Genomic DNA, 17,022 nt, shown 5'->3' with positions numbered 1-17,022 from the left:
TGTCTGCCATGCGCAAGCGAAACCGAGACAGGAGCCGCCATGCATACACCCCCTTCATTTTTCCAGCCGCCACTGCCAGGCGGCGAAACGGGCCACGTCGCCCATGCCTGCCTGGCCGCGCTGGCGCCAGCGTCAGGACTCCTGCTGCCACCTGCTTCGCCGCGCCGCGCGCTGGGCGCCATGGCCGGCAGCCTGAAGCAGGGCGGCGCCGTGGTGGCGCGGGTGCGCAGCGTGGGTACGCAGGCGCCGCCATGCCCGGACGGCGACTCTTGGGATGTGGGAGCGTCTGCGGGCGCCTGGGCTATGCGCTATCGCCCTGCCGCGACCCAGGCAGAAAAGCCGCTGCTCTACCTGTGCAGCCCCGCCACGCTGCAGGCCCTGCGCGCGCTGCTGGTCGAGTCGGGTGAGCGTGGCATCGTCTGCAACGATGCTGAAACGCAAGCCTCGCGCTGGCCGAAAGGCGTGCAGCCCGCGCTGCCCGCCTGGCTTGCCGCACAGCACAATTGCACGCCGTTCGACCCGGCGACGGGCGAGGAAGTACGCGCCATCCTGCGCTCGGCACTGGAAACGCTGTACCTGGAACAGCAGTCAGGCTATTACTATCTGGCCATCCATGACGAAGGTGCGGATGAAGATGCGAATGAGGGTGCTGCGGCGGCGCCCTTGTCGGCCGCCGATGCGGCAGCGGCCAGCCTGGGCATGTACCGCATGCCGTCGCCGGGTCCGGCATCATGCCGGGTGCGGCTGTGCGGCGCGGGAAGGATGCTGGCTGTCGTTGCCGAGGCCGCCCGCCTGCTGAAGGAAGACTGGGATATCGCCACGCAAGTGTGGAGTTGCCCCAGCTATACGCGCCTGGCGCGCGATGCGCAGGCGGCGGAGCAGTGGAACCTGCATCACCCGCGCGCCACTCCAAGACTGGCGCATGTGCGGCGTTGCCTCGGCGACAGTGCCGCACCCGTCATCGCCGTCACCGGCTACGGGCAGCACATCGCGGGGCAGATCGGCGGCCACGTGCGCGGGCGCTTCATCGCCGTCGGCGCCGATACCAGGATGGAAACGAGTGCGCCATGGCTGGCCGTCACCGCCTTGAAGGCCCTTGCCGACGACGGCGCGCTGCCACTGCAGTTCGTCGAATACGCGCTGCGGCGTTACGCCTTGCTCTGAGCGGCATCGCGTGCCGCCTCGGCGGCGCGGGCCAGGGCGGCGCTGAAGTCCTGCTGCTCGGCACTGTCAAATTGCGCCAGGAACAGGTCGGCTACCGTGGCCTGGTAGATGGTCCACATCTTCTTGCGCAAGACCTTGCCATCTTCCGTGATGGACACGAAGGCGGCGCGCCCGTCTTCCGGCGAGCGCGTGCGCGTCACCAGCCGGTCCGTTTCCAGCTTGTCCACCAGGCGCGTCAGGTTGTAGCGCTCAATGGCCAGCGCGTCGGCCAGTTCGTGCATGCGGCGCGAACCGTCCGGGCCGCTTTCGAGTCCCCACAGCACGTCATACCACGCATATACGGGCAGGTCGGCCGCCGCCAGGCGGCGCTCGATCTCGCGGATCATCAAACGGTGCGAGCGCACGAACGAAAACCACAGGTCGGGCGCGGTTGCGGACTTGCTTGCAGACTCAGTTGCGGACATCGGTACTCCTCCAAAACGATCACAGTTGCAAATGCAATTATAGCGCTATACAATGGCCGGCATAACGATTGCAAATGCAATGATTGCAATGGCAATCGATAATGACGATGAATGCCCACCCCCAGGAGACTGCCATGACCTCATCCCTCGCTGTACCCGATATCGATCCGCAGGAAACCAAAGAATGGCTGGAGGCGATGCAGGCCGTCGTTGCCGTGGAAGGGCGCCCGCGCGCCCACTACCTGCTCGACCAGCTGGTCGAAATTGACGCCGCGCAGCACGGCGGCATGCACGGCCGCGTTACCACCGCCTACACCAACAGCATCGCCACGGCGCGCCAGAGCGCTTATCCCGGCGACCTGGCCATCGAGCGCCGCCTGAATGCCTACATCCGCTGGAATGCCATGGTGATGGTGTTGCGCGCAGCCAAGCACTCGAACGTGGGCGGCCACATCGCCACCTACCAGTCGGCGGCCGTGCTGTACGACGTGGGCTTCAGCCATTTCTTCCGCGGCCATACGGACCAGTTTGCCGGCGACCTGGTCTACATCCAGGGCCATTCCGCGCCCGGTATCTACGGCCGCGCCTATCTGGAAGGCCGGATCACGGAAGCGCAGCTGGACAATTACCGCCGCGAAGCAGGCCGCGAGGGCCTGTCATCGTATCCGCATCCCCGTTTGATGCCTGATTTCTGGCAATTCCCCACGGTATCGATGGGACTGGGGCCGCTGACGGCCGCCTACCAGGCGCGTTTCATGCGCTACCTCGAGTACCGCGACTTGAAGCCGCACCAGGGACGCAAGGTGTGGGCTTTCCTCGGCGATGGCGAGATGGACCAGCCGGAATCGCTGGCCGCCATTTCCCTGGGCGGTCGCGAGCGGCTCGATAACCTGATCTTTGTAGTCAACTGCAATTTGCAACGCCTGGACGGTCCCGTGCGCGGGAACAGCAAGGTTATCCAGGAGCTGGAGGGGACCTTCCGCGCGGCGGGCTGGCATGTCATCAAGGTCATCTGGGGCAGCGGCTGGGATGCTTTATTGCAGAGTGACACGAGCGGCTTGTTGCGCCAGCGCATGATGGAATGCGTGGACGGCGATTACCAGACCTTCAAATCGCAGAATGGCGCGTATGTGCGCGCGCATTTCTTTGGCAAGTATCCGGAACTGCTGGCGCTGGTGGCGCACATGACGGATGACGACATCTGGCAGTTGACGCGTGGCGGCCACGATCCCGAAAAAGTCCACGCGGCCTACGCGGAAGCCATGCGCACGACTGGCCGGCCGACCGTGATCCTGGCGAAAACCGTCAAGGGTTTCGGCATGGGCGAGGCGGGCGAAGGGCAGAATATCAACCATCAGCTGAAAAAGATGAGCGCCGACGCCGTGCGCGCCTTCCGCGACCGCTTCGCGCTGCCCGTCAGCGATGCCCAGCTGGAAGAGATGCCGTATTTGAAGCCGGCGCCGGACAGCGAGGAAGCGCGTTACTTCGCGGCCCGTCGGGCACAGCTGGGCGGCTACATTCCCGCCCGCATCAGCAAGGTGGCGCCGCTGCCCATACCGCCGCTGTCCGCGTTCGCTACCCAGCTCAAGGATAGCGGCGAGCGGGGCGCGTCCACCACCATGGCCTTCGTGCGCATTTTGGGCACCCTGCTGAAAGACCCCGCCTTGAGCAAGATCATCGTGCCCATCGTGCCGGACGAGTCGCGCACCTTCGGCATGGAAGGGCTGTTTCGCCAGATCGGCATCCATTCCTACCTGGGCCAGCTGTACACGCCGCAGGATGCGGGCCAGCTCAGCTATTACAAGGAAGCCAAGGATGGGCAGATATTGCAGGAGGGCATCAACGAATCGGGCGCGATTTCCTCGTGGATCGCCGCCGGCACGTCGTACAGCAACCACGGCCTGGCCACCATTCCGTTCTACATCTTCTATTCCATGTTCGGCCTGCAGCGCGTGGGCGACCTGGCGTGGGCGGCGGCCGATGCCCGCACGCGCGGTTTCTTGCTGGGCGCCACCTCGGGCCGCACGACACTGATGGGCGAAGGTCTCCAGCATGACGATGGCCACAGCCACGTGCTGTCGTCCGTGATTCCTAACTGCATTTCCTATGATCCCACCTATGCCTACGAGCTGGCCGTCATCATTCACGACGGTATGCGCCGCATGTTTGCCGAGCAAGAGGATATTTTCTATTACATCACCTTGCTCAATGAAAATTATCCGCACCCGGCCATGCCGGCAGGAGCCGAGGCGGGCATCTTGCGGGGCCTGTATCTGCTGCAGGAAAGCCCGGAAGCCGCTGTGCCACGCGTGCAGCTGATGGGCAGCGGTTCCATCCTGCGAGAAGTGCAGGCTGCCGGCGTTCTGCTGCAGCAGGATTTCGGCGTGGCGGCCGACGTGTGGAGCGCCACCAGCCTGACGCAGGTGCGACGCGATGGCCTGGCCGTGGAGCGCTGGAACATGCTGCACCCTGGCAGCGAACCGCGCGTGCCATATATCCAGCAATGCCTGGCTGGCCGGCAAGGCCCGGTGGTGATCGCCACCGACTACATGAAGATCGTGGCCGACCAGGTGCGCCCGTTCGTGACGGACCGGCGCTTTGTTGCCCTGGGCACGGATGGCTTCGGCCGCTCCGATGCGCGCGAATCCTTGCGCACCTTCTTCGAGGTGGACCGCCATTTCATCGTGCTGGCCGCGCTGACGGCGGTGGCCGACGCTGGACAACTGCCGCGCAGCAAGATTAGCGATGCCATCGCCCAATACGGGATCGACGTGGAAAAAATCGATCCCGCGTCCGTCTAACTTTTTCGAGGAGCGCATTATGAAACTGTATTACGCAACGGGAACGTGCTCCCTGTCGCCGCACATCGTGGCCATCGAGGCGGGCATCGCGCTGGAGCTGGAAAGAGTCGATATTCGCAAGATTCCACGCGTCACGGAAACGGGCGCCGATTACGCGCAGGTGAATCCCAACCTGTATGTGCCCGCACTGGCGCTGGACGATGGCACCATCTTGCTGGAAGGCACAGCCATCGTGCAATACCTGGCCGACCTGGCGCCGGACAGCAGCCTGGCGCCGCCGCCGGGCTCGCTGGCGCGCGTGCGGCTGCAATCGTGGCTGGGGTTTATCGCCACCGAGCTGCACAAGGCCTTCAGTCCCTGGCTGTTCCACCCGGAATACGGCACGCAGGCGCAGAATGTGGCCCGCTCACGCATCGCCGCGCGGCTCGACCACGTCGAGCGGCACTTGGCCAGCTGCGGGCCGTACCTGCTGGGCGATACCTTTACCGTGGCCGATGCCTACCTGTACACCATCCTCAGCTGGTCGGATGTTGCCAGAGTCGACCTGGAAGCTTTCCCGCAGGTGAGGGCCTTGCTGGCAAGCATAGGCGCCAGACCGGCCGTGCGCGAAGCCATGCACAGGGAAGCATCGCGGCAACGGGCATAAGATATTGATAAAGCATATTTCTATCATCACAACATGCAATTGGATTGTTATGCTGCAACGCGGCATCATTGCACCTGTCTCCTCTACTTCCTCACAGGAATTAGATTCAGCCCGCTCCCGCAGCGGGCTTTTTTTTGCCCGTTTTTGACCGCATGAACGTGCGCACGCTTGCTCGTCATCATCGCCATCGTGTTGCTTTTGTGCATGCTAAACTGGGCTTTCTCCAGATCAAGGTTGTCTGATGCTTCAATTATTTCGCCACACGCTGGAGTCGACGCCCATCCTCGCCCTGTTTCTCGTCATCGGCGCCGGTTATGCGCTGGGGCGTATCAGCGTGTTCGGTTTTTCGCTGGGCGTGGGCGGCGTGCTGTTCGCGGGGCTGGCGTTGGGCGCATTCGCTCCCGGCTCCGTGCCGCCGACTATGGTCGGCTCCATCGGCTTGCTGTTGTTTCTGTATGGCATAGGCGTGCAGTATGGCGTGCAGTTTTTCGCCGGTTTGCGTGGCGCGGGCCAAAAACACAATCTGATCGCGTTTGCCGCCGTCATGGGCGGCCTGGCCGTGTCCGTATGGGGCGGGCAGTGGATCGATATCTCGCTGCGCATGGCCAGCGGCGTGTTTGCCGGCGCCATGACCAGCACGGCGGCCCTGCAGGCGGCACTGGAAGCGTCGCACGGCAATGGCGACGCAGCCGTCGGCTATGCCGTCGCGTATCCTTTCGGCGTCGTCGGCCCCATGCTGGGTCTGTACCTGGCCGGGCGCATCTTGAAACCCGTGCTGACGCCGCCGCCCGCGCCCATCGTCGTGTCGGAAATTACCATCGACGAAGCGAAATTGGCGGGCGCGGCCCTGTCCGAACTGGCCGATGGCCCGCTGGCCGGCGTGCAGGTGATCGGCGTGCGCCAGGGGCACCAGAACCGCTTGCCCGATCCATCGCTGGTGCTCGGCGTGGGTGATGCGTTGATGGTGTCGGGCACGGTGGGGGGCGTGGAAGCGGCGCGCACGGCGCTGGGCCATTTGGACCCGGGCCGTTTGATGAAGGACCGCAGCGCGTTCGACGGCACGGAAGTGTTTGTGTCCGACGCGGAAATCGTTGGCGTGCCGCTGGGCGAACTGAACCTGTCGAAAGACTTCCCCTTGCAAATCGCCTTCATACGCCGCGGCGACGCCATGATTTTGCCCCATCCCTTCCTGACCCTGGAATTTGGCGACAGGGTGATGGCCATTGCGCCAGCGAAACACGCGGCCGACGTGCGCAAGCTGTTCGGCAATTCCATCACGGCCACGGCCGAATTCAGCTATGTCTCGCTGGGCATGGGCATGGTACTGGGTGTGTTGCTGGGACTGGTGCCGATCCCCTTGCCCTGGATAGGCTCGTTTAGCCTGGGCCTGGCGGGCGGCCCGCTGGTGATGGCGCTGATCCTGGGGCGCCTGGGCAGAGTCGGCAAGATCAGCTGGCGCCTGCCCCTGTCGGCCAACCTGGTCATGCGCAACTATGGCTTGACGATTTTCCTCGCTTCCGTTGGCATGGCGTCCGGCTTGCCCTTCGTGCAGCAGGTGGGCGCCGATGGCTTGCCCATGCTGGCGCTCGGTGCCGTGACGGTGCTGGTGGTAGTGGCGCTCGTCGTGATTCTTGGCAAGATTTTCCTGCGCCTGCCGTTTCCTGAATTGCTAGGCATTGCGGCAGGCGCCACGGGCAACCCGGCCGTGCTGGTGTTCGCCAACCGCCTGGCCAAGTCGGACCGCCCGAACCTCGGCTATGCCATGATTTTCCCCAGCATGACCATCGTCAAGATCGTCGCCGTGCAGGTGCTGCTGCATTTGTATGGGTGATTTTTGCCTGGATTTCTATCTAAACTTCAGCTTGCCCGCGTCTTTCAACACAATAGGCCAACAGCAAATATTCGCATCGATGTGACAATGTGTGAATTTTTCTTATTGGCAATTCGTTAAGCTCTTGGGCCGTATCCTGCCGGAGTCGCTCAAACAGATGACCGCGCTGGTGGTGCTACTGAAACAGGAAAGAAATTGATGAGCAATAATTTATGGTTGGGTACCGTCGTTTTGGTATCTTTCATTTCCGGATGTAGCGAATCTCCGCCCGAGAAGAGTCTGGAAGAAATTGAAAAAATTGCCTTGGATTGTGGTGCTACAAAGCCACAAATTGAGGCATGGTTTGCAACGCATAAAACCGGTTGGGCGGAGCACGTCGCCGAGGGCGTAAAGTGCATTCAAGATCATCCGTAGGCTGCCAGAGAAAATTCCCGCAATACCCATGTTTGCCATGATTTTTTCGGCCATCGATCGACAATAAAGCCAGCTAACCGCCAGTAAATACCGACACACGTGGGCGAGGCTCCTGGGAACTTCGACTATCGGCCAAAAGCGGGCTGTAATGCACACCTACTTGAAGGAATAAACTTGCCACCCACGCGTTTCTTCATCTTCATTGTGGTTTCATTGCTCGTATTCATCGGCATCCTGCGCTGGACCTTGCGTGCCAAGCCGGTGATGCCGACCGCTAGCCTCACTTGCGGCATTGCTTTCGTCGTCGTAGTTGTCGGCATGTGTTTTGCCAAGTTCGGTGCGACCGCCGGGTTTCCATGGCCGGTCTACTATGGCGTCCCGGCTGCCGCAACACTTGCACTTCCTCCGCTGGCGTTGCGCATGCAGCGCAGCGAGTTCGCTTGGTACGTGTTGCTGGCCTTTGCTTCGTCGCCGGCAATCCACGCAGTCTTCTCATTCTTCGTAGGTTGGCATGAGTACATGCCGTTTTGGCCTATTCCTTCACTCTGGGATATGCATTCCTGACTGTGTCGCGAAGCTATGGCGGCTGTGTCTGCCATTACAATCGGGCATGGGCTCACTGGTCGCCGTCTGTGGCGGCTGGCCAATTCGAGTCAACTCCCTCTCCGCGCCAGCCTTTGTAAAACCCCTGGCGCCGCCCCCATTCTGTTGTACAATCCTTGAGAACGGTCGTGCTTTTTTGTGCGCTGAGCTTCCTTGCGTGCAGTCAATACGGCAACCGATAAGAACAAGGAGACAGACATGGACTTGCATTACACGGCCGAGGAAACGGCGTTCCGCAACACGGTGCGCGCCTTCCTCGACACGCATTTGCCAGCGGATTTGCAGCGCAAGGTGCGCCAGCATCTGCGCCTGAACCGTGATGATTATGTGCGCTGGCACAAGATTGTCGCGCAGCAAGGCTGGGCCGCACCGGCCTGGCCTGTCGAACATGGCGGCACGGGCTGGACGGCCGTGCAGCGCCATATCTGGGAAGACGAGTGCGCGCGCGCCGCCACGCCGCCGATTTTGCCTTTCGGCATCAACATGGTGGCGCCCGTCATCATGGCCTTCGCCAGCGCCGAACAAAAAGCCTATTATTTGCCGCGCATTTTGAACTGCGACGACTGGTGGTGCCAGGGCTATTCCGAGCCGGGCGCCGGTTCCGACCTCGCTTCCCTGAAAACCACGGCCCAGCGCGACGGCGACCATTACATCGTGAATGGTCAGAAAACCTGGACCACCCTGGGCCAGCACGCGGACATGATCTTTTGCCTGGTGCGCACGGATAGCACGGTGCGCAAGCAGGAAGGCATCAGTTTCTTGCTGATCGACATGAAAACGCCGGGCATCACCGTGCGCCCCATCATCATGCTCGATGAAGAACATGAAGTGAATGAAGTCTTTTTTGACAATGTACGCGTGCCCGTCAGCAATCTGGTGGGCCAGGAAAACAAGGGCTGGACTTACGCCAAGTATCTGCTGGGGCACGAGCGTACGGGCATCGCCGCCGTGGGCCGCTCCAAGCGCGAGCTGACTTTCCTCAAGCAGCTGGCCATGCAGCAATCCAAGCGCGGTGCGCCGCTGCTGCATGATCCCGCTTTTGCCGCCAAGGTGGCCCATCTGGAAATCGAACTGATGGCGCTGGAAATGACGGTCTTGCGCGTCATCAGCGAAGAGGGCAAGGGACCGGGACCGCAGGCTTCCATGCTGAAGGTGCGCGGCTCGGAACTGCAGCAGCAACTGACGGAACTGATGGTGGAAGCGCTCGGCCCGCAAGCCTTGCCTTTCGACCCCGACTTTCTTGATGGCAGCGCGCCGCACAGCGCTGGCGGCGACGACCTGGCCGCGCCGCTGGCCGCCTACTACTTCAATTACCGCAAGACATCGATCTATGGCGGCTCGAATGAAATCCAGAAAAACATCATCACCCAGATGATCCTGGGCCTGTAAGCCAGAAGGAGACGACATGGACTTCCAATTTAATCAGGAACAGCAGCAATTTGCCGACGCGCTCAGGCGCTGGGTCGACAAGGATTACCCGTTTGAAACGCGCAAGCAAATCGTCCACTCGGTCACGGGCACGTCCGATTCCGCCTGGGCCACCCTGGCCGAGCTGGGTATGACGGCCTTGCCGCTGCCGGCCGGCGCGGGCGGCTTCGACGGCTCTGCCGTGGACATGCTGCTGGTGATGCAGGAACTGGGGCGCGGCCTGGTGGTCGAACCGTATCTGGCTACCATGCTGGGGGCGCGTTTTCTGACCCTGGCCGGCGGCCATGATGGCGTGCTGGAGCAGGTCGCCAGCGGCAGCCTGAAGCTGGCCTGTGCGCTGGGCGAGCGCCAGTCGCGCCACGATATGCACGATATCGCCACCACGGCCATCGCCAGCGGCGACGGTTTCGTGCTGGATGGCGAGAAGACCGTCGTCATTCACGGCGCCCAGGCGGGCGCCCTGATCGTTTCGGCGCGCAGCAGCGGCGGCCAGGATGAGACGGACGGCATCTCGCTGTTTCTCGTGCCTGTTGACGCACCGGGCGTTTCCGTGCGCGACTATCGCACTATCGACGGCCAGCGCGCTGCCACTGTCACCTTTGTGCAGGTGGTACTGGGGCACGACGCGCTGCTCGGCCAGGCGGAGCAAGGCTGGCCCGTGCTGGATGCTGCCGTGGATTACGGCGCCACGCTGCTGTGCGCGGAAGCCGTGGGCGCCATGGATGCCATCTTTGCCGCCACCCTCGAGTACCTGAAGACGCGTCAGCAGTTCGGCGCGCCGATCGGCAAATTCCAGGCCTTGCAGCACCGCATGGCCGACATGTTCATTCACCTGGAGCAGGCGCGTTCGATGGCCATGCTGGCCGCCGCCAAGGTCGATAGCGACGACGTGGCGGAGCGCCGCCGAACGGTCTCCGCCGCCAAGGCGCGGGTGGGACTGGCCGCCACCTTTGTCGGCCAGCAAGCCGTGCAATTGCATGGCGGCATGGGCGTGACGGATGAATTGCCCGCCGCCCACCACTTCAAGCGCCTGTCCATGATCGGCCTGACCCTGGGCGACGTGGAGCACCATATCGAGCGCTTTATCGCCCAGCCGGGCTTCTTGCCGACGGAGACCGCATGACCGCATTGACCGGAATCAAACCCAAACACTGGTATTTCGAAGACTTTACGCAAGGCCTGGAAATCGACCTGGGCCAGCGCCATGTGACGGAAAAGGAAATCATCGCCTTCGCCACAGATTTCGACCCGCAGCCCTTCCACGTCGACCATGCGGCTGCCGAGAAGACCATCTTCAAGGGCGTCATCGCCAGCGGCTGGCATACCTGCGGCATGATGATGCGCCTGGTGGTGGATAATCTGCTCAAGCACTCGTCCAGCATGGGCTCACCCGGCCTGGACAGCATCCGCTGGCTCAAACCCGTGCGTGCGGGCGATACCCTGCACCTGACCTACCAGGTCAAGGAGGTGCGGCCATCGACGTCAAAGCCGGACCGTGGCATCGTCATTTCCGTGTGGAGCGTGCGCAACCAGCATGGCGACGTGGTGACGACGGTGGAAGGCATGGGCATGTTCGGCCGCCGCCCGGTGGCGCAAGAGGAGCAGGCGCGTGCGTGATATCGCCGGCATTGCCGGTTTTAAAGCATTGGCGGGGCAGCACGTGGCTGTCTCCGACTGGCTCACCATCACCCAGCAGCGCATCGACACCTTTGCCGACGCCACGGACGACCATCAGTGGATCCACGTCGACGCCGAGCGCTGCGCGCGCGAGTCGCCCTACGGCTGCACCGTGGCGCATGGTTTCCTGACCTTGTCCTTGCTGCCCGCCATGCTGCAGGGGGCGCTGCACATGGCCGGCATCCGCATGGCCATCAACTATGGGCTCAATAAAGTGCGCTTTCCCGCGCCCGTGCCCGTCGGCAGCCGATTGCGCGCGCGGCTCGACATTCTTTGCGTCGACGATCTGCCGGAGGGGGCGCAAGTGAACTGGGCCGTCACCATGGAGCGCGAGGGTGACCCGAAACCCGTGTGCGTGGCGGAGTTTTTGATGCGCTGTTATCCGTAAATAATCAATCTCACGCCCCGTCCGACGCACAATACCTGTTCCGCCCCGTATGCTTGGCGCGGTACAGCAGGGCGTCGGCGGCGCGGATCAGGGCGCTGGGGTCCATGCCTTCGGTGGGCATGACGCTGGCCACGCCCAGGCTGATCGTGACATGCGGGCCGACGCTTGATCTGGCGTGCGCGATGTGCAGGGCGCGCACTTCGTCGAGCATGCGCCGGGCTACCACTTCGGCGCCGTCCCTCGTTTCCTGCGGCAGGAGGATGATGAATTCCTCGCCGCCATAGCGCGCCAGCAGGTCGGGGGGGCGCACGGCGCAGCGGCGCAGGGCGGCGCTCACCTGCTGCAGGCACAGGTCGCCCGCCTGGTGGCCATACGTATCGTTGTAATCCTTGAAGTGGTCGATATCAGCCATGATGAGGGCCATCGGCACGCCATCGCGCGCGCAGCGCCGCCATTCGCTGTCCATGGTGTCATTGAAGCTGCGCCGGTTGGCCACGCCCGTCAGCGAGTCGGTCAGCGACAGTTCGCGCATGGCGTCGGCCTGCCGTTTGATGGTCAGCTGGCTGCGTACGCGGGCTCGCACGACGGCTGCGTTGAACGGTTTCGTGATGAAATCGACGGCGCCCGCTTCCAGCGCCCGCGTCTCGTCTTCTGGCTGGTTCAGGGCTGTGACGAAGATGACGGGAATGGCGCTCAGGATGGTCGATTCGCGCAGCGCATTGCAGACGGCATAGCCATCCATGCCGGGCATGACGGCGTCGAGCAGGATCAGGTCGGGCAGTTGATTATGCGCAATTTCCAGCGCCTTCTCGCCGTTCAGGGCGAACAGCACGTCGTGTTCCTCACGCAGCAACTGGTGCAGGATCTGGATGTTTTCCATGGCGTCATCGACGATGAGGATGCGCCCGTTCATGGCAAGGTTGGTCCAGCTCACTTGTTTTCCTCTCGTTTCAGCTGATCGAGCACAAGCTTTTCCGCTTCGGAAAAATTCAAGGTCTCGATCGCGTTTGCCATCGCCAGAGCCGCTTCCCGGTCTGACTGTTGCAAGGCGGGGTGCAGCGCGTGGAATTGTGCCAGCGCCTTCAGGTTATTGTTGCGGATCAAGACGAGCAGCTCGGCCAGGCCGGCACGCAGGTCGATTGGCCCGCTGCCGGGCGCGGGGGGCAACGGCTGGCTGCGCCGCAGGGGCGAGGGCAGGGCGCGCGCCGCTTCGATGACCTCGGCCATCGCCAGTTCCAGTTGTCCGAGGAGGGCTGCGGTGGCGTGCGCGCGGCCCCCTTGCAGCGCCTTTTCCACATCGCCAGCCAGGCTGGCGATGTGGACGGCGCCCAGGTTGGCTGCCACGCCGCACACGCGGTGCAGCAGCTGTGCCGCCTGCCGCGCCTGGCCAGCAGCCAGCAGGCGCCGGGTTTCCTCGACGGCATCGCCTTGCGAATTCTCAAAACGCTTGAGCAGTGCCAGGAAGGCGCCATAATCACCGCCGAAGCGGTGCAATGCCGCTTCCAGGTCGATGCCGGGCACCGTGGCCGGCACTTCCAGCGTTTCCGTGCCGGCATTGCCTGCGTGGACAGCGCTATTGCCCTTCCCCTGGGGCGCCTGCACCAGCCGGGTCAGGGTCTGGATCATCTCGTCGACATCGATGGGCTTGGCCACGTGCGCATTCATGCCGCTGGCGATGGCGCGCAGGCGGTCCTCATCCATGGCATTGGCCGTCATGGCGATGATGGGCAGGTCCGGCAAGCCCAGCGCGCGGATGGCCAGGGTGGCGTCGTAGCCATTCATGACGGGCATCTGCAAATCCATCAGCACCGCATCCCAGGCGTCCGGCGTGCTGGTGAGCAAGTCGACGGCCAGCTTGCCGTTGGCGGCCACAGCCACGCGCGCGCCCGAGTGCAGCAGAATGTACTGCGCTACTTCCTGGTTGATTTCATTGTCTTCCACCAGCAGCACGCGCATGCCTTCCAGCAAGCCCGACAGGGGTGTGGACACGGGCAGTGCGGACGGGGCGCTGCGGCCTTCGCGCACGGCCGTCACGGCCGCCAGCAGGCGCGCCGGGGTGGCCGGTTTCGAGACGATGCCGGCCAGCATCAGGCTGTCGGCCAGGCGTTCTAGGTTTTCGCTATCCTGGTCGGCCACCAGCATGATCACGGGCGGCAGCACCAGGTGTTCGTCGGCGCGTGCCTCGGTGAGCATGGAAATGCCATCCATGCCTGGCATGGCCGCGTCGAGCATCACCAGGTCAGCCGGCGGCAAGCCGTCCATGCCGCTGGCGCTGGCGCGCAGCAGCGCCAGGCCGGCCGCACCGCTGTCGGCGCTGCGGCTGTGCCAACCCTGCGCCGCGCACCAGTCTTCCAGCATGGCGCGCACGCTGGCATTGTCGTCGATGATCAGCAGCGACAGCGCCCTGGGCGCACTCTTGGCGGGCGGCTCGGACGGCGGCGCCACCTTGTCGAAGCGGCAGCTGAAGCGGAAGTCGGAGCCTTCGCCCAGCGCGCTTTTCACGCTGAGTTTGCCTCCCATCAATTCCACCATGCGCCGGCAGATGGCCAGCCCCAGTCCCGTACCACCGTACTTGCGGCTGGTGCCGCTGTCTCCCTGGGAAAACGCGTCGAAGATGCGTTCCTGCTCCGCAGCGCCGATGCCGATGCCCGTGTCGCGCACGGAAAACTCCAGGGTGGCGCTGGCCGCATCCTCGGCCACCTTGGCGATGGCCAGCACCACTTCACCATGCGAAGTAAATTTGACGGCGTTGCCCACCAGGTTGATCAGGATCTGTTCCACGCGCAGGGCGTCGCCGACCAGTTCGTCCGGCACGCCGGGGCCGAGCACGAACACGGGTTCCACGCCGCGCGCCCAGGCACTGCTGGCCAGCAAGACGCCTACGCTGTCCAGCATGCGTTCGAGCTGGAAGCGGTGCTGTTCCAGCACCATCTGCCCCGCCTCGATCTTGGAAAAATCGAGCACGTCATTGACGATATTGAGCAGCGACTGCGTGGCCATCTGGATCTTGCCGACATAGCTGCGCTCGCGCCGCTCCAGCGGCGACTCTTCCAGCAGGCGCGCCAGGCCGATGATGGCGTTCATCGGCGTGCGGATTTCATGGCTCATGTTGGCGACGAATTCGCTCTTCGCGGTGCTGGCCGCCTCGGCCTTGTCGCGCGCGCGCACCATTTGCTCGTTGAGCTCGTGCAGGCGCAATTCCGTGCGCTTGAGTTCGGACACGTCCGAGGCAAGCACGAAGAAGCCGCGCACGCCGCCGCCGTCGTCGACATCGGGGATGTAGTTGGTCCACGTATGGCACACCTGGCCGGCGGGATCGAGCAGGTCGCGCTCGAAGCTTTGCGGCCGGCCCGCGAGCACGCCCTCGACATGGGGCGCATACACGTCGAACAGTTCCTGCCCCAGCAATTCGCTCATGTGGATGCCGGCCAGCTCGGCGCTGTTGCGGCCAAACCATTCATTATAGAAATTATTTGCGAAGCGGCAACGCAAATCGGCGCCCCAGTACGACACCATGCCGGGCAGGTTGTCGGTGACGGTGCGGATGAAGCGTTCGCTCTGTTCCAGGCGCAAGGTGGTGGCGTGCAGCACCTCGGTGGCGCGCTTGCGTTCCGTGATATCGATCGATACCCCCAGCACGTGGCTGGCGCGCCCGGCATCGTCGCGCAAGACCACCTTGCGCGTGGTGAAGTGGCGCGTGGTGCCGTCGGCCGTATTGATCGCCTCCTGTTCGATTTCCACCATCTGCCCCGTGGCCAGCAGCTTGCGGTCGGCGCTGATGAATGCGCTGGCTTGCTGTGGCGGGAAGAAGTCGTGGTCCGTCTTGCCCAGCAATTGCTCGCGCGAGCGTCCCAGGGTCAGTTCGGCGTGGCGGTTGACCATTTCAAAGCTCAGCTTGTCGGCGCGCTTGACGAAGACCATGGCCGGGATGTTTTCGATAATGGTGCCGAACAGATGTTTCGAACGGCGAAATTCCGCTTCGCTGCGCCTGCGCTCGCTGACGTCCAGCCACAGGCCCGATACGCCCAGCAACTGCTGGTCCGGGCCGAAAATCGGGTGATACGAGACGATCCAGTGGCTCAGCTGTTCGCGCTGCTGTCCGCTATGGCCTTTCAACTCCATGTCGACGATGGGGATGCCCGTTTCCAGTACCTGGCGCACGCAGCGCTCCACGTCCGCGCGCACGGCGTCGTCGAACAGCATGGCGCCCACGGGACGGCCCAGGTGCTGCGTCACGCTGGCGCCGTTGATGGCGGCCAGGTAGTGGTTGATCATGACGATGCGCAAGTCCAGGCCCACGAACAGCATGCCGATGGGCGCGGTCGCATACACGGTTTCCAGCAGGCGCGTGGATTTTTCCAGGGCCAGCGTGCGTTCGGCCACCAGGCTTTCGAGCTGCGTGCGGTGGCGCCGCAGGTCGCGTTCCAGCGCGCCCAGGGCATTGGCCATGTCGGCCGATTCGCGGTCCGTGTGCCTGTTCGAGAGCAGCGGTTTGCCCTGCGCCAGCGCGTGGATCTGCAAGGTCAGTTCCTCCAGAGTGCTGGCCAGGCGGCCGCCCACGCGCCAGGCCAGGGCAAAGCCGGCGCCCAGCAGCAGGGCCAGGATGACGGAACCCGTGACTACCGAGCGCAGCAGGGCTTCGGCTACTGTGCTGGTGCGCATGGTGACGGCCACCGTCCAGCTGTCGTCGGGAGCGCGGCGAAAGCCCGTGTAGACGTCCAGGCCTTCCAGGGTGGCATGGCGCAGTACGCCTTCGCGCGCCTGGCGTATCTGTTCCAGCAGGGGCGCCGTGCTGCGCTGGCCCACATAGCGCTGCGGCGCCAGGGTGCGCGCCACGTTGATGCCGTCGGCATTGATGATGGCCGCGCCCAGGTAGGCTGGCAGGTGCAACTCGCGCAGCAGCACGGACAGATAGTCGGGCGGGTAGAGCGCGGTCAGCACATAGGCGGGCCCCTTGTCCCGAGGCAAGGGCAGGTTCAGGGCCAGCCGCGGCACGTCGTCCGGCGCCAAGAGCAGGCTGGTCAGCCGCGGCTTGCCGTACTCGCGCGTGCGCTCGATGCTGGCGGCCCATTTTTGCGGCAGGGGAGGCGCCGCCTGGCTGGCGGGCAGTGCAGTATTAATCAGCTGGCGTTCCCTGGCGTCGGAGACGATGAAGGCACTGACGGCCAGACCCGGCTGCAACAGGCTGTCGCTCAAGGCGCGCAGGGCGCCGACGTCGTCGGTCTGCAGGGCGGACGAGGTGGCCAGGATGCGCCCAGCCATCTGGGCGCCGTTCAAGTCGCGTTCGACGGCGGCGGCGACCGCCAGCGCCGCTTGCGCCGTTTCCCTGACGACATGCTCGCGTTCGCGCGTGTAACTATGCGCGACGAGCAGGAGAAACACGAGCGCCGTCGGAATGACCCAGGCGAGCACCAGCCACGAAATTCTTGAGCGTATCGAAGGCAAATCTTGCACCCGGAAAGCTCCCAGAATGGATGAGTAGACAGGCAGGCTCACGCTGGCGCTGGCTGACCTTGAATGAAAAGATGCTAGACGAAATTGATTGTTCTGACAAGCCTAGTTTCTGGGATGGAAAAAAGCTTGTGCAAGGCATACAGAGGAGGGGT

The 17,022-nt window shown here is 63.6% G+C and carries 13 protein-coding genes; 10 read left to right on the top strand and 3 right to left on the bottom strand.

All coding sequences use genetic code 11. The features are described 5' to 3' along the window. The first annotated feature begins 39 nt into the window (after positions 1 to 39). A complete protein-coding gene (locus tag CLU92_RS09980; RefSeq protein WP_101481773.1) occupies positions 40 to 1,164 on the top strand; it encodes a pyruvate dehydrogenase in 1,125 nt (374 codons plus the stop codon). Here CLU92_RS09980 and CLU92_RS09975 read toward each other — a convergent pair. Next, the gene (locus CLU92_RS09975; RefSeq protein ID WP_101481772.1) at positions 1,149 to 1,628 is read right to left on the bottom strand and encodes a MarR family winged helix-turn-helix transcriptional regulator; all 480 of its coding nucleotides are present in this window, start codon (positions 1,626 to 1,628) and stop codon (positions 1,149 to 1,151) included. The two genes, CLU92_RS09980 and CLU92_RS09975, sit on opposite strands and share 16 nt — an antisense overlap. A 134-nt stretch (positions 1,629 to 1,762) precedes the next feature. Between CLU92_RS09975 and aceE the strand changes: the two genes are divergently transcribed. From aceE to CLU92_RS09935, 9 genes are all read left to right on the top strand, one after another. Beyond that, the gene (gene aceE / locus CLU92_RS09970; protein ID WP_101481771.1) at positions 1,763 to 4,429 is read left to right on the top strand and encodes a pyruvate dehydrogenase (acetyl-transferring), homodimeric type; all 2,667 of its coding nucleotides are present in this window, start codon (positions 1,763 to 1,765) and stop codon (positions 4,427 to 4,429) included. Between the two features lie 19 nt (positions 4,430 to 4,448). Then, a complete protein-coding gene (gene gstA, locus CLU92_RS09965) occupies positions 4,449 to 5,075 on the top strand; it encodes a glutathione transferase GstA (RefSeq protein WP_101481770.1) in 627 nt (208 codons plus the stop codon). A 241-nt stretch (positions 5,076 to 5,316) separates the two neighbouring features. Beyond that, positions 5,317 to 6,906, top strand: a complete 1,590-nt coding sequence (locus CLU92_RS09960) for an aspartate:alanine exchanger family transporter (protein ID WP_101481769.1) — start codon at positions 5,317 to 5,319, stop codon at positions 6,904 to 6,906. Positions 6,907 to 7,104: 198 nt separating this feature from the next. After that, on the top strand, positions 7,105 to 7,320 hold the full coding sequence (locus CLU92_RS27465; protein ID WP_143452593.1) for a hypothetical protein: 216 nt from the start codon (positions 7,105 to 7,107) through the stop codon (positions 7,318 to 7,320). 174 nt (positions 7,321 to 7,494) lie between these two features. Next, positions 7,495 to 7,884: a hypothetical protein gene (locus CLU92_RS09955; RefSeq protein WP_101481768.1), complete on the top strand. Its 390-nt coding sequence runs from the start codon at positions 7,495 to 7,497 to the stop codon at positions 7,882 to 7,884. A 237-nt stretch (positions 7,885 to 8,121) separates the two neighbouring features. After that, entirely contained in the window at positions 8,122 to 9,312 is a 1,191-nt protein-coding gene (locus CLU92_RS09950; protein ID WP_101481767.1) for an acyl-CoA dehydrogenase family protein, read from the top strand. Between the two features lie 16 nt (positions 9,313 to 9,328). After that, positions 9,329 to 10,474, top strand: coding sequence for an acyl-CoA dehydrogenase family protein (locus CLU92_RS09945; protein ID WP_101481766.1), 1,146 nt, complete (start codon positions 9,329 to 9,331; stop codon positions 10,472 to 10,474). Continuing rightward, the gene (locus CLU92_RS09940; protein WP_101481765.1) at positions 10,471 to 10,968 is read left to right on the top strand and encodes a MaoC family dehydratase; all 498 of its coding nucleotides are present in this window, start codon (positions 10,471 to 10,473) and stop codon (positions 10,966 to 10,968) included. Before CLU92_RS09945 ends, CLU92_RS09940 begins: the two co-directional genes overlap by 4 nt. Beyond that, positions 10,961 to 11,416 carry a MaoC family dehydratase gene (locus tag CLU92_RS09935; protein WP_101481764.1) on the top strand — a complete coding sequence of 152 codons (456 nt, stop codon included), beginning with the start codon at positions 10,961 to 10,963 and terminating at the stop codon, positions 11,414 to 11,416. Before CLU92_RS09940 ends, CLU92_RS09935 begins: the two co-directional genes overlap by 8 nt. Positions 11,417 to 11,426: 10 nt before the next feature. Here the strand turns inward: CLU92_RS09935 and CLU92_RS09930 are convergent, their stop codons facing one another. Continuing rightward, positions 11,427 to 12,350, bottom strand: coding sequence for a diguanylate cyclase domain-containing protein (locus tag CLU92_RS09930; protein WP_101481763.1), 924 nt, complete (start codon positions 12,348 to 12,350; stop codon positions 11,427 to 11,429). Beyond that, complete coding sequence (locus tag CLU92_RS09925) at positions 12,347 to 16,828, bottom strand: PAS domain-containing protein (protein ID WP_101481762.1); 4,482 nt, start codon at positions 16,826 to 16,828, stop codon at positions 12,347 to 12,349. Before CLU92_RS09925 ends, CLU92_RS09930 begins: the two co-directional genes overlap by 4 nt. Between the last annotated feature and the right edge of the window lie 194 nt (positions 16,829 to 17,022).

It is taken from the genome of Janthinobacterium sp. 61 (genome assembly GCF_002846335.1).
GTDB lineage: Bacteria > Pseudomonadota > Gammaproteobacteria > Burkholderiales > Burkholderiaceae_D > Janthinobacterium.
The sequence above is the reverse complement of the archived record's forward strand: the minus strand, read 5'-3'. Positions and strand labels throughout refer to the sequence as shown.